The 13439-nt window shown below is 42.7% G+C and carries 13 protein-coding genes; 5 read left to right on the top strand and 8 right to left on the bottom strand.

Annotated elements, in window-relative coordinates:
- Positions 1-113: 113 nt before the first annotated feature.
- Together IM509_RS14825 and IM509_RS14820 are read right to left on the bottom strand one after the other, a co-directional pair.
- Positions 114-341 (bottom strand): hypothetical protein, encoded by a 228-nt coding sequence (locus IM509_RS14825; RefSeq protein ID WP_249264839.1) that lies wholly within the window; start codon positions 339-341, stop codon positions 114-116.
- Entirely contained in the window at positions 319-1674 is a 1356-nt protein-coding gene (locus IM509_RS14820) for an AAA family ATPase (protein WP_185236778.1), read from the bottom strand. Before IM509_RS14820 ends, IM509_RS14825 begins: the two co-directional genes overlap by 23 nt.
- Positions 1675-1931: 257 nt before the next feature.
- Between IM509_RS14820 and IM509_RS14815 the strand changes: the two genes are divergently transcribed.
- Complete coding sequence (locus IM509_RS14815) at positions 1932-2822, top strand: alpha/beta fold hydrolase (protein ID WP_052278215.1); 891 nt, start codon at positions 1932-1934, stop codon at positions 2820-2822.
- Between the two features lie 6 nt (positions 2823-2828).
- On the opposite strand, the gene IM509_RS14810 is transcribed toward IM509_RS14815, so the two are convergent.
- Positions 2829-3659 carry a hypothetical protein gene (locus tag IM509_RS14810; protein ID WP_052278214.1) on the bottom strand — a complete coding sequence of 277 codons (831 nt, stop codon included), beginning with the start codon at positions 3657-3659 and terminating at the stop codon, positions 2829-2831.
- A 256-nt stretch (positions 3660-3915) separates the two neighbouring features.
- Here IM509_RS14810 and IM509_RS14805 point away from each other — a divergent pair, with 256 nt between their 5' ends.
- Positions 3916-4152 (top strand): ferredoxin-thioredoxin reductase variable chain, encoded by a 237-nt coding sequence (locus IM509_RS14805; RefSeq protein ID WP_052278213.1) that lies wholly within the window; start codon positions 3916-3918, stop codon positions 4150-4152.
- A 16-nt stretch (positions 4153-4168) separates the two neighbouring features.
- Here IM509_RS14805 and tyrS read toward each other — a convergent pair whose 3' ends face one another.
- The gene (tyrS, locus tag IM509_RS14800; protein ID WP_052278212.1) at positions 4169-5386 is read right to left on the bottom strand and encodes a tyrosine--tRNA ligase; all 1218 of its coding nucleotides are present in this window, start codon (positions 5384-5386) and stop codon (positions 4169-4171) included.
- 197 nt (positions 5387-5583) lie between these two features.
- Here tyrS and IM509_RS14795 point away from each other — a divergent pair, with 197 nt between their 5' ends.
- The 3 genes from IM509_RS14795 to IM509_RS14785 all read left to right on the top strand — a co-directional run bounded on the left by IM509_RS14795 (position 5584) and on the right by IM509_RS14785 (position 8512).
- Complete coding sequence (locus IM509_RS14795) at positions 5584-7269, top strand: glycosyltransferase (protein ID WP_052278211.1); 1686 nt, start codon at positions 5584-5586, stop codon at positions 7267-7269.
- A 95-nt stretch (positions 7270-7364) separates the two neighbouring features.
- A complete protein-coding gene (locus IM509_RS14790; RefSeq protein ID WP_072924871.1) occupies positions 7365-7589 on the top strand; it encodes a ferredoxin family protein in 225 nt (74 codons plus the stop codon).
- Positions 7590-7774: 185 nt separating this feature from the next.
- Positions 7775-8512: an ABC transporter ATP-binding protein gene (locus tag IM509_RS14785; RefSeq protein WP_052278210.1), complete on the top strand. Its 738-nt coding sequence runs from the start codon at positions 7775-7777 to the stop codon at positions 8510-8512.
- A gap of 415 nt (positions 8513-8927) precedes the next feature.
- On the opposite strand, the gene IM509_RS14780 is transcribed toward IM509_RS14785, so the two are convergent.
- The 4 genes from IM509_RS14780 to hoxE all read right to left on the bottom strand — a co-directional run bounded on the left by IM509_RS14780 (position 8928) and on the right by hoxE (position 13128).
- The gene (locus tag IM509_RS14780; protein ID WP_052278209.1) at positions 8928-10301 is read right to left on the bottom strand and encodes a gluconeogenesis factor YvcK family protein; all 1374 of its coding nucleotides are present in this window, start codon (positions 10299-10301) and stop codon (positions 8928-8930) included.
- Between the two features lie 73 nt (positions 10302-10374).
- Complete coding sequence (locus tag IM509_RS14775; RefSeq protein WP_072924865.1) at positions 10375-10860, bottom strand: Tic20 family protein; 486 nt, start codon at positions 10858-10860, stop codon at positions 10375-10377.
- A gap of 122 nt (positions 10861-10982) precedes the next feature.
- Positions 10983-12590: an NADH-quinone oxidoreductase subunit NuoF gene (gene nuoF / locus IM509_RS14770; RefSeq protein ID WP_185237753.1), complete on the bottom strand. Its 1608-nt coding sequence runs from the start codon at positions 12588-12590 to the stop codon at positions 10983-10985.
- A gap of 28 nt (positions 12591-12618) precedes the next feature.
- Positions 12619-13128, bottom strand: a complete 510-nt coding sequence (gene hoxE, locus IM509_RS14765; RefSeq protein ID WP_004158282.1) for a bidirectional hydrogenase complex protein HoxE — start codon at positions 13126-13128, stop codon at positions 12619-12621.
- Between the last annotated feature and the right edge of the window lie 311 nt (positions 13129-13439).

The raw sequence follows: 13439 nt of genomic DNA, 5'->3' as shown, positions 1-13439 counted from the left end.
TCGGCTCTTCTGGTTTCTGTGTGTAAACGAGGTCTATACTGATAGTTTCTTCTTTCAAAATAGTCCTAAAAGTCTTGCCCAGTAAGCATTTAACCTTACATAAGCAAAAATTATCACACAAAGTCGAGAAGAGCCAAATTTTCTTTTTCTAAGATGGATAATGCTTTGATAGCATTATTTTTATTAGAGGCAATTGTGATCCTAACCTCTTGCTTGTTTACTAATCGCTCATAAATAAGTTTATCGCTATGACCTTCAACAATTAAAAAAACTCCCTCATGATCGCTGCGTAGTAAACGAATGCTATTAGCAATTCTGTCAGGTGTTATCTGTTCTCTCATCTTTGCTTTTTTGCTTTGGTTTCTCTAATTCAACTGTCAAATCCCAACGATCATTAATAATATCAGGAGAATGGGTAGCCATCAAAATATCTAACCCGGAAAGTTTCGTGATTTCCTGTAAGTCTTTTAAAAATTCCTGCTGCCATGAAATATGAAGTGACATTTCTGGTTCATCAATTAAGATCAAAGTATTAGGTTTAACTTTAAATAACAATTCATATAAAATTACTAATTCGTGCTGTTCCCCAGAAGATAAATCTGTTGGCGATAAAACCTCCCCTTCTTGGGTAGTGAAGATAAACCCTTTGCTTTGATCAATAGTAACACTTTTGAAAGAATATTTTTTATTAATTATATTTTTAAATAGCTCTACTTTAGGATAAATGTCATTGAATACATTGAGCTTTTTATCTACATCCTCAATATAAACCGATAATAACTTTCTGGTGCTATCATCAATACTATCTTTAACTTGGAAGTTAGAATCTTCATCTTTTTTCAATAGTCCTGCACTAATTAATTGATTTCTTTCGCTTTCAAGTTGATCAATTTTTTCCCTTAGTTCATCATCGGTCAATGATGCCTTTTTTTGTACAACTCTCGCTGGAAAGGTTCGGTCTAAAGTTTGAGATAGTTGTCCATACTCTGCTAATTTAGTTTGAATATTTTCTGCTAAATCTTCAGAATAGCTGGCCACAGAGTACAATGTCATCGGCATCCTTATAGTTCTGCCATTTTTGGCACTATTGGAAATATCTAATAGACGTTGTGATTCAATAAAACGAACATTAATAGAGTCTATAATTTTCTTTAACCAATCAGGATATTCTTTCTGGAATTGCTTGGGTAAATATTCTCCAAATCGTTCATAAATATCTTCTAAATCCATAATTTCTTTTGTGGGGGTATAGAGCCATTTTTCTGATCCAACTCTATCTAAACCGGGTATGAAATCATCTATCATGCTGAGAGGGAAAGAAATTGTTTTCCCGTCTAGTAAATTAGGATAAAAAGTCAGTTTTTCTTTTTGATCGGAGGAAGTAAAATTAAAATTAATCTTTGGTCTTACATTACTTTTTTTATTCTTACTGGTGGAATCTTTGACAACATCCACAAAGCTGTTATCGTCAAAAATTATAGTAAATTTTTGAAAAGGAATAGCTCTTATATCTGAATACTTTAAGTTAAAAAAGCCATTGACTAATCGCAGTATTGAGGTTTTCCCAAAGCCATTTTTACCATGAATAATAGTTATTCTTTCCTCCATATTGAGATTAATTGTATGGTCAAATATGTCAAAAAGATGCTTAACTGTAATTTGTTTAATTCTCATAATTTTCTGGGAGCAAGCGATTAAACTTAGACGCACTCTACTACTCATAACTTGAGAGGATCGAGGCGTTGAAGCTAGAAATTTTGGCAGACGTTTTCAAAAAACGCCTATAGACACTGTATTATACCAAATCCCTTTTTAATAGTATGATTAACTCCCAATCGAACTTTAACAACCCAGTCCCTTCTCCTAGCCGCCACTTAACCTGACAGTATATATTAAGAAAAGCAACAAATGCTTTACAGATAAACAAAAATATGCAGCAAATTCTAGGATTAGAGACACAAGCAAAAATTTGGCATTGGCGGGGATTCAAAATCACCTATCAAAGTGCGGGGGAGACAGGACCGGCGATCGTGCTTGTGCATGGATTTGGGGCATCTTGGGGACATTGGCGGAAAAATATCCCCGTTTTAGGCGAAAAATGTCGCTGTTTTGCCCTAGATTTAATTGGTTTTGGCGGTTCCGACAAACCCGAACCAAAAAACGAGATCGATTATACTTTCGAGACTTGGGGGGCGCAAATTGCCGATTTTTGTCGGGAAGTGGTGGGGGAACCTGCTTTTTTGGCGGGTAATTCCATCGGTTGCGTGGCCATTATGCAGGCTGCCGTCGATTATCCCGATTTTGTCCTTGGGGTAGCGGCGATTAATTGTTCCCTCAGACTACTGCACGAAAGAAAACGGGGGGAATTACCCTGGTATCGTCGTTTAGGCGCGGATATTGCCCAAATAATTCTCAAAAACAAGGCAATTGGGGCTTTTTTCTTCCAACAGATCGCTAAACCCCAGACAGTGCGTAAAATTCTCCTGCAAGCTTATCGGCGCTCGGAAGCAGTAACGGAGGAATTAGTAGAAATAATCCTAAAACCCGCCCGAGATCCAGGAGCGTTCAAGGTTTTCCTCGCTTTTACCGCTTATTCTGGCGGCCCGCTGCCAGAAGACCTGCTGCCGATTCTCCCCTGTCCGGCTATTCTGCTTTGGGGTAGCGAAGATCCCTGGGAACCCTTGGCCTTGGGCCAAGAATTAGCACGATTCCCGACAGTAAAACAGTTTATCCCCTTAGCTGGTTTAGGCCACTGTCCCCAGGATGAGGCCCCAGAAATAGTTAATCCGATTTTATTAGAGTTCCTGCAAGCTTATAGCTAAGTTCCTCTAGTAACCAGAAGACCTGGTATTAATGGGTTGTTGGATGGAGAAACCTCGGTTAATACTTTGAGGGGGAACTTGATTGGGGGTGCCATTATTGTTGGGTGGCATTCCCTGATTGGGATAACCAGTGACGTTCGGTTGACTGCCGTAGATGGGGGGTTGATATACAGGGGGTTGATAATAGTTGGATTGGTTGCTAGGGCCCGGGACCGGGTTAGGGTTGGCATTATTCCAGGAGGGTAGGGGTTGAACATTTTGTTGTTCAGGGGAATAATTTCCCTGGGGGTTTACTTGATTCGGGCTGCCCCCGGGGTTGAGATTAGGAGAATTATTCAAGTTAGCAGTCCGCGAGCGATTTTCGATTTCCCTTTGTAAAGGATAATTGCTACTGTCGCCACTAATCGGTCGCAGTTGAATCGGTTGCAGACTTTTACTAGCCTTCGGTGCCTGATTTTGCTTAGTCTGCGGCATTAACGGCGCAAATAAGGAGGGTTTCTGGTTCTTATCGGGATTAGTATTTAGAGGATTAAAAGGCTGCGTCGAGGCCGGTTTGTTCTGGCGGGCGGTATTATTATGGGCAGGAATGGCTGGCAATGGTACAGTACTGGGGAGAGGAGTATCGGTAATCTGGTTGGCCCGGATTTCCCGCTCCTCTAAGGACATTCCTGGGGTATCTAATACCGAACCCAACCATTCAGGGTTCTGTTGATATACCCACAAACCAATTAGAGCCAAGGAAAATATTCCTAACGGCAGCCAAAATAAAGGTTGGGCAAAGGGTTTTAATCCTGCCAGGAAATAGCGCATGGAAGAAGAATCTTTATAGTCACTCATACCGCTTAACCCTCTATAGGTTTTCCCCCATGCTATCAAATCAGTGAGCAGTTATCAGTTTTTTTGCCCTCAGCCTTGCACAACAGGTGACGCTTAGGTTGCTCCCAGTATTGCTGCTTACGAACAAAAGTATCGTCAAAGCTCAGGCTCTAGGTTTCAATCTTAAGAGTTTTCAGTTCCCCGTTCCCTGATACGGCGTAGAATGATAAGATTGTTTTCAAAGATACAATAGGCGTTTGTCTTCGCTAGAGAGTTTATGAAAGTTGGCGATCGAGTTCGTGTAATTGAGTCTGTGGTAGTTTATCACCATCCTGAACACAAATCGGATCCTTTTGACGTGAAAGGACTAGAGGGAGAGGTGAAAGGGATTGTCACCGAATGGCGTGGTAGGCCGGTTAGCGCCAACCTACCCGTCCTCGTCGAGTTCAGTAAAAAGTTTAAAGCCCATTTTCGAGATTTTGAGTTAGAAATCGTGGAAAAAGCCGCCGAATAGGGACTTTTTCGCTTATTTAAGCTACAAAGCGAATAAATTTATTTTTGCCCACCTGTAGGACTTTTCCGGTTAAAGCTTCGGCTGTCTCAAAACTTTTGTCCACATCGGTGATTTTCTCGCTATCGATCCTCACAGCGCCCCCCTGAATCTGTCTTCTCCCTTCGCCGCTACTTTTACACAAGCCGGTGGACGAGAGAAGATAGAATAATTTCAGGGGAAAAGTGACCGCTGCTAGGGAAAATTCGGGTACAGAAGCAGCGGCCGCTGTATTTCCCTGTAGAACTATCTCCTGCGCCGTTTTTTGTGCTTTTAATGCCTCCTCTTTCCCGTGAAACTGGGCAACTACCTCGATCGCCAGTTTTTTTTGTGCCTCCCGCGGATTGCTCGCAATAGCATCTAATGGCAAATTTGTCAATAGTTCGTAATAATCTTTTAACAAAGCGTCGGGGGTTTTTTCCAGTTTCGAGTACATGGACAGGGCCGATTCCCGCAATCCCACATAATTATTCAGGGATTTGGACATTTTTTGACTGCCATCGGTTCCGATTAAAATCGGTAAAAGTAGCCCGAATTGCGGTTTTTTACCGAAATATTTCTGCAAATCACGACCGACGGCAATATTAAATTTTTGATCAGTTCCTCCCAATTCGACATCGGCCTCGACAGCGACGGAATCATAACCCTGCATTAAGGGATAGAGAAATTCATGGAGAAAAATCGGGTTTTCCCGGTCGTAGCGTTCGGAAAAGCCTTCTTTTGCCAACATTTGCCCGACGGTCATGGTGGAGAGAAGTTCGAGAATTTGCGATAGGTCTAATTTCCCCAACCATTCCGAGTTATAGCGAATTTCTAGGCGATTAGGCGTGTTAAAATCTAAAATTGGGCGTAATTGTGCCAGATAATTCTCGGCATTGGCTCTCACTTCTTCGATGGTTAATTGTTTTCTAACTTCCGATTTTCCGGTCGGATCGCCGATTCTAGCGGTAAAATCACCAATAATCACCACTGCCACATGACCGGCATCCTGGAAAGCACGCAGTTTCCGAAAAGGGATACTATGACCTAGGTGAATATCGCTGCCGGTGGGGTCAATACCTAGTTTAATTCTTAAAGGGCGATCAGTAGTTTGCAGTAGTTGGGTTAAATTTTCCCTAGGATCTTGGGAGTCGGGTTGATGGGGGAATAGGTCACTGGTGCCACGGGTTAGCCAGTCTAGGGAGGAAGATACGGTCATTGTTGCTCATTTTCCACAGCCTTCCCATTATAGTTTTTTATTATGTCAAGTAACAAGCCAAAGGTAAATAAACTGGTATCTTCAATAAGAGTCGATAACATCTTGACAATTCTCCCGATCAAATATAGAGTCTTAAAATCTTCTTTTTCAAAATTATCAAAAAATTTCCCTGTCTTGAATTGCGATCAGATAAGCCGATGAATCCTAGTTTTAATAACTCTATACCAGTGCAGAGGATCAAAGTTTCTGTAATTGTTTCTACCTATAAATCAGCAGAGTTTATCTGGGGTTGTTTAGAGGATTTAGTTACTCAAACTCTTTATGAAAAGGGAGAATTAGAAATTATTATTATCGATAGTGCTTCTCCGGAGAATGAAGGGGAGATTATCCAAGAGTTTCAAGAGAATTACCCTAATATTATTTACCAGAGAACTAGAGAACGAGAAACCCTCTACTGCGCTTGGAATCGTGCTATTAAACTAGCTAGGGGTTCCTATCTCACCAATGGGAATACTGATGATCGTCGCTGTTTCAATGCTCTGGAAATTATGGCTAATTATCTAGATAACAATAGAGAGATTAGTTTAGTTTATGCCGATCAATTAATTACCACCATCAAAAATGATACTTTTGCCACTACCCCAGCTTTAAAACATTGGAATTGGCCAAATTACTCCTATCAACAGATGCGTCAAGGTTGTTGTGTGGGTTCTCAACCAATGTGGCGAAAAATGCTGCACGATAAATATGGTTATTTTCAGGAAAATTTTCGCTGTGCTGGTGATTACGAATTTTGGTTAAGAATCGGCAGTCAAGGGGAAAAAATGGCTTTGATTCCTGAGATTTTAGGGTTATATTATTTAAATCTCCAAGGCTTAGAACATGGCAGTAATGGTCAAGCATTACAGGAACATTATCAAGTGTGTAAAATCTATGAAATTCCTCACTCAGAAATTAAGGATATAGAGATTAAACCCAATCCAGTTAAGATGGAAGATTTAGGCATAATTTTAAATAAGGATGAGCGAGAAAAATTACAAACAATTCAAGCTATCTCCCGGAAAAGATGCCCAATTATTGTTATTGATGGCGTGATCTTTCAACTTGAGCAACGAAAATTAGCCAGGATTTGGTCTTCAATTTTAGAATATTGGAGTCAATTAGAATTTAGTCAACACATTGTTATTTTAGATAGAAATAACACCGCACCAAGATGGGAAGAATTTAAATATTGGCCTGCGGAATCCTACGATTATAATTGTACGGGAAAGGATGCCAGAAAAATTCAAGCTATCTGCGATCGCCTACAGGCTAATTTATTTATTTCCACTTTTTATACCAGTCCCTTAACCACTCCTTCTCTACTTTTTCTTGCTTCTGAGTTCCCAGAAGAAAACGGCAATTTACCAGTGGATTTAGAAAAACACTATGCCATTTTGTCCGCTTCTAAAATCATCGCTTTTTCCTTTAATATTGCCCAAGATTTAAGAAAGTTATACCCAAAAATTACCCCCGAAAAAATTGATATTATCGAGTTTTTTGAAATTAATCAAAAAATAGCGGAAGAAATCACTGATTTTCTCTGGTATGCGCTCAGTGAAACTAAGGAATCAAGTCAGAATCAAGTCTGGTTAGAGTTAAGAAAATTACAGGAAGCACAACAGACAATGTATCTGAAACAACAGCAAGATTATCATACTAGGCAAGGGATGGGAATATCCCTAAAAGAATTAGATAATAATCATAACTATCTCCAGAAAAATAATCAGGAATTACGGGAAGAAATTAACTATTTGTCCTCCCGTAAGGGAATAGTAAAAACCCTATCGAAAACTTCTATTTTACTTCTTGCTAAGATCAAGAAAAAACTCCCAATGTTTTAGGGAATTAAGGGAAAGTTTCCTAACAATGCTCCGATCCTGGCACGGCAGTGCCTAAAAGTGGTAAAGTAATGTTAAGAATTAGAGGAGAAAACACTGTGCCACATTCGATCGTCACTGGAATTTGTGAAGGGGTTGCTGATTGCGTTTCCGCTTGTCCTGTTGCTTGTATCCATCCGGGACCAGGTAAAAATTTTAAAGGAACCGATTGGTATTGGATTGATTTTGCCACTTGTATTGACTGTGGTATCTGTTTACAAGTATGCCCCGTCGAAGGTGCAATTCTGCCGGAAGAACGTCCCGATTTACAAAAAACTCCCTAATTTATCAGTTATCAGTTATCAGTTATCAGTTATCAGTTATCAGTTATCAGTTATCAGTTATCAGATGTAAGTTTTAAGTTATCAGATGTAAGTTTTCAGTTTACTGATTACTGTTCACTGAAAATGCTTCCCACTTCCCCATTCATAATTCATATTACTCTCTCCTATCTCCTTTTTACCTTACCATGAATTATCTTTTAGAAGTTGAACAGGTTTATGCTGGTTATGTGCAGGATTTATACATATTGCAAGGGGTTAACTTTCGCATTGCACCGGGGGAATTAGTCACGGTTATCGGTCCCAATGGTGCGGGAAAATCCACCCTCGCTAAGACGATTTTTGGTTTATTAAAACCCAGTGCTGGAACTATCACTTTTAAGGGAAAAAATATCACTGGTTGGAAATCTAATCAAATCGTTCCCCTCGGTATGGGTTATGTTCCCCAAATTGCTAATGTTTTTCCGTCCCTGAGTATCGAGGAAAATCTAGAAATGGGGGCTTTTACCAGTAAAAAAGCGATTAAACCCCTAAAAGAGCGCATTTATGCCATGTTTCCCCGTTTGCTTGAGCGCCGTCGTCAGAAAGCTGGCACTTTATCCGGAGGAGAAAGACAGATGTTAGCCATGGGAAGAGCGCTAATGTTGCAACCAGATTTATTAATTCTCGATGAACCTTCGGCAGCTTTATCTCCTATCTTAGTAACCAGCGTTTTTGAACAGATAAAAGCGATTAATCAGACGGGAACTGCCATTATTTTAGTGGAACAGAATGCCAAAAAAGCCCTAATGATGTCCGATCGAGGTTATGTTTTAGAAAGTGGTCAAGATCGTTTTCAGGGATCCGGTCAAGATTTACTCAATAACCCGAAAGTAGGGGAATTATACCTCGGGGCGGCTTATCATGGCGCACCAGGAAGGGATTGATATTAAAAGGTATAGGAGAGGGGGAGTGGGTACGGTTAATTCATAGTAGGGTTAATTCATAAGTACCTAGGCAAAATTATTTACACATGACGATCATTGCCCCGTAAGGGTTTTAGCTCGATCGGGCAGGTAATTAATTTTGCATGACTACTTAGTAGGGTTGATTCATAGTAGGGTTGATTCATGAATCAACCCTACCCAAACCCCGGAGCGCATTAGCTTTTCGGTGGGATGCTTACACGCGATTGTTCATATTTTTGTACTAATTTAAGAGTCACTGATAATTGCTGATTGTCGATATTTCTGCAAATGTGGGATGCACCGGGGGGAGATTTTTTCAGTGAACAGTAAACAGTAAACAGTGAACTGAAAACTCAAATCTGACGACCGACGACCGACTACCGAAAACGAAGTTTCACTTTTTAGCATACCAGCGCCATAAAACTCGGGCTAAACGTTGGGGATCGTGACGAACTTTGGCAGTAACTTCATCTTCTGCCATTACATTCGCTAAAACAATGCGATAACCCATTTTTCCCACTTCCTCGCGATCTAAAAAGACGGGATGACTATGCTCTTGGGCGTATAATTGTAGGGATTGGGGCGATGGTGCAGTTCTTTGGGCCAAAACCGCATCAAAGACGCGTTCTTCACAAACTCCTTCGATTGCTCGCAAATGATCAGCCACCGAATAATTATCCGTTTCCCCCGGCTGGGTCATAATATTACAAACATAGACACGGGGGACTGTCACCTGTGCTAGGGCCTGACGAATTGCGGGAACCAACAAATTAGGGATAATACTGGTATAAAGACTACCCGGCCCGATAATAATATAATCTGCCTCCTTGATCGCCGCTAAAGCCGCCGGTAAAGCGACCGGATCGGCAGGATGACAGCCAATCTGACGAATTTGCCCCATAGCTTCGGTTATCTTCGATTCTCCCTCAATAATGCGCCCATCGGCCAACTTAGCCCAGAGACTAACATCGGTAAGGGTAGCAGGTAGCACTTTACCGCGAATGGCCAAAACTTTGGCACTAGCATCGATCGCCTGTTCCAGATCCCCAGTAATCTCGGTCATAGCGCTGATAAATAAATTACCAAAACTGTGGCCCGATAAACCATCCCCGGCATGAAAGCGATATTGAAACAATTCCGTTAATAACTTTTCCTCATCGGCCAAAGCGGCGATACAATTGCGAATATCCCCCGGGGGTAAAATGCCCATTTCCCGACGTAATCGGCCTGAAGAACCGCCATCATCAGCTACGGTGACAATAGCGGTGATATTAGAACTATACTGTTTTAAACCGCGTAAAAGCGTCGATAAACCCGTACCGCCACCAATTGCTACAATTTTCGGGCCGCGATGGAGACGACGATGGGTGCGTAGGAGATCGACTAATTCCTCCGATGCGTCCGGTTGTAGTGCTTCTGTAATCGTTTCGACGGTGCGACTCTGACCCCAGAATAACAAAAAGACACCCAGCAAAACCGCCAGCGGCCCGGAAACAGAATTAGGGACCAAACGGGCGATCGTTTCTAATGCTTGGGAAACAAACTCTAAAAAGCGATTAACCGGGGTTAATTTTACCCAAATAGCCAAACCGAAGGAGGTGAGAAAAACGCCGGTTAAACTAATTAAAAGCCAGCGTTTGACAAAAAGACCGGGAGAAAGCCATTTAAACCAACGATTAACCCGTTTAGGCGTTTTTCTGCCCACAGAAGCGGCTATTTTCCCCTTCTGAGCGTTGAGTTCCCGTAGCGTCTGTTTAAATGGACTCATAGATGTGGCCTGGCAGCGAACGCATTGATTCTGGAGAGACTGTAGCCGAAAAAGGGAACAAACTCAAGTTAACCTAACCTCCCACCTGGGAATAGGCAGCCTCGGAAATTGTGGGAATATCGGCGTATTTGCCGATAACCGACTGTATAATGCTGTAAACACAGGCGGCAAATGCTCCCAAAAAGACGACGTTAAAAAGAGTTTCTACCACTAAATTCGCCCCCAAACCCTGAGCAAAGAACTTTAAGACCAATCCCAATAAATACACCAAAATATCGATTAAAATCGCCTGCATGGTGTTAAACCGGATAAAATGACTGATGCGGGGATTGCGTACCACGGCCAAAAAGAGGACGAAAAAGATAATTAAACTGCCAAAGCTTCCCAGAGAACTATAGAGAAAAGCTAAGGGAGTTAAAACTATTGCTAAGGCCGCTCCTAAAAAAGGAATTTGCTGGAAGATAAAGATACCGAAGGCAAAGGCCGAATATAAGGGTAAAAGATATACTAAAGCTGCAAAAATGCGATCTTTTGTATCGGTTGAGCCACGCCAAGTCATAATCTATCGTCTCCTGAGACTACTGCTAACTCCCTCCAAGATAACCCGGCAGCCCACCAGACTTCCCATAACCGAAGAAATTGATCGAGGCCGAAGATTCTTGGACCTCGATCGATTTTTTCTCAAACAGAGACGGGGTGCTTGGTTTCCTGTAACAGAGCCAGATATTCCTCCTTAAAATACTGTAGGGTACTTAAAATCGGATTGGGAGCGCTTTGACCAAGACCACAAAGACTGGTTTCTTTAACCATTTGACAGAGATGTTCTAGGTTTTCGAGGTCGTGAATATCGGCCTTTCCGTCGATAATTTTGGCCAATAATTCAAACATTTGTACTGTTCCCGTGCGACAGGGGATACATTTACCACAGGACTCCTCGCGACAGAATTCCATATAGAATTTCGCCACTTTGACCATACTGGTACTATCATCCATAACCACCATACCCCCGGATCCCATCATTGAACCGAGTTTGGCTAAGGATTCGTAATCCACGGGAGTATCGAGTAAATTAGCGGGAATACAACCCCCAGAGGGGCCGCCGGTTTGTACCGCTTTCACTTGACCATCGGGAACACCACCCCCCATCTCCTCGACAATTTCCCGGAGAGTAATACCCATCGGCACTTCAATCAGCCCATTATTGCGGATTTTTCCCGTTAAAGCGAAGATTTTTGTGCCTTTACTGGTGGCAGTACCGATATTGGCATACCAAGCGGCCCCCTCGCGGATAATAGCGGCGATATTAGCGTAGGACTCGACGTTATTAATCAGGGTGGGACAACCATCGAGGCCCGATTGGGCCGGATAGGGGGGACGGGTGCGAGGAGTGCCGCGGCCGCCTTCGATGGAATGGATGAGAGCGGTTTCTTCTCCACAGACAAAAGCTCCCGCCCCGATGCGGATATCCACCTTAAAATCGAAAGTGGACTCGAATACTTGGGAACCCATTAAACCGAATTTTTTGGCCTGATTAATCGCTTTTTGCAGACGATCAATCGCTAGGGGATATTCGGCTCTAACATAGATATAACCATGATCCGCCCCCACGGCATAGGCAGCGATCGCCATTCCTTCCAGGACTAAATGGGGGTCACTTTCCAAAACACTACGGTCCATAAACGCCCCGGGATCCCCTTCATCAGCATTACAGATAACGTATTTTTGTTTACCCGGTTGTTTAGCCACCGTTGCCCATTTTAAACCGGTGGGATAACCAGCACCGCCCCGGCCGCGTAAACCGCTTTTGGTGATTTCCTCCACCACCAGGGCCGGAGTCATCTCGTAGAGGGCCTTGTAGAGAGATTGATAACCCCCGACGGCGATATATTCCTCAATGCGATCGGGATCGATTTTACCGCTATTTTCCCGGACAATTTTGACTTGATGGGAGAAAAAGGGATGTTTTGAGTCCCCTAATTGCACCTCGGTTTTGCCGCCGTTTAAGGCCGCAATAATGCTGGCCGCACTTTCCGGGGTGACTTCTTCGTATAGGAGATCCTGGGGATCCACTTCCACCAACGGACCGCGACCACAAAAACCCATACAACCGACCCCCACCACTTCGACTGTATCCTCTAGGTGTGCCTCTTTGACGGCGGTGGCGAGGTTTTTTTCGATTTGGAGGGAGTTAGCAGCTTGGCAACCGGTGGAAGTGCAACAATGCACCCGGATGCTTTTTTGTCTAGTTTTTTCCTTCTCGGCCACTGCCAATAATTCTTGTAAGTCCATATTTTTTTCAATCCACTAAAGTGAAAAATTACTGGGAGAAACTCTGTAGTTTCGCTAAGACAGTTTCCGAATCTTGTTTAGGGGCCACGACTCCATCGAAGACCACGGCCGGTGCAATCCCACAGGCCCCGATACAACGGGCCGACACTAGGGAAATTTCTCCATCGGCGGTGGTTTCTCCCACTTTGACATCAAAGCTGTTTTCGATGTCTTCGAGGATTTTGCCGCTGCCTTTGACATAACAAGCTGTCCCCATACAGACGATACAGGTGTGTTTTCCCGCCGGTTTCAGGGAAAAGAGATGGTAGAAGGTTGCTACCCCATAGACGCGACTGAGGGGCAGTTTTAGCGCCCGAGCAACATAGAGGAGAACATCTTCTTCTAGGAATCCGAAGGCCTCTTGGGCTTTGTGCAGGACTTCAATCAGGGCTGATTGATTATATCCTGCCCGCTTCATGGTAATGTCGAGGACTTTGAAGCGTTTATCGCCACTGGGATGCTCTTTTTTCTCCGTTTGACGAGGATTGGCAGTTTGCATAAATCTTGACCAAATAAATTTTAGGGGCGATGACGGGAAAAAGATGGAGAGTTGTCGGTTTTCCTTGGTCATCTCCCTGCTTTTATTCTGACACTGGCTCCGGAGGGCGATCGATAACTTTATCTTTCCTTTAGTTATTGGGGTTCTTCGGTTTGTGTTATGCAATGGACGGGGGTTATAAGGGATGGAACCCTTATATAGAAAGGCATTTAGCGATTTTTGTCAATTGTTTTTTATCTAGAGCGAACTAATCAATTAAGTCTCTTGCCAGATAAGGATTTAGTCGATTTATGCCCCCCTATCGAACCATA

The sequence above is a fragment of the Microcystis sp. M31BS1 genome (assembly GCF_020245285.1).
Classification (GTDB): Bacteria; Cyanobacteriota; Cyanobacteriia; order Cyanobacteriales; family Microcystaceae; genus Microcystis; species Microcystis panniformis.
The sequence above is the reverse complement of the archived record's forward strand: the minus strand, read 5'-3'. Positions and strand labels throughout refer to the sequence as shown.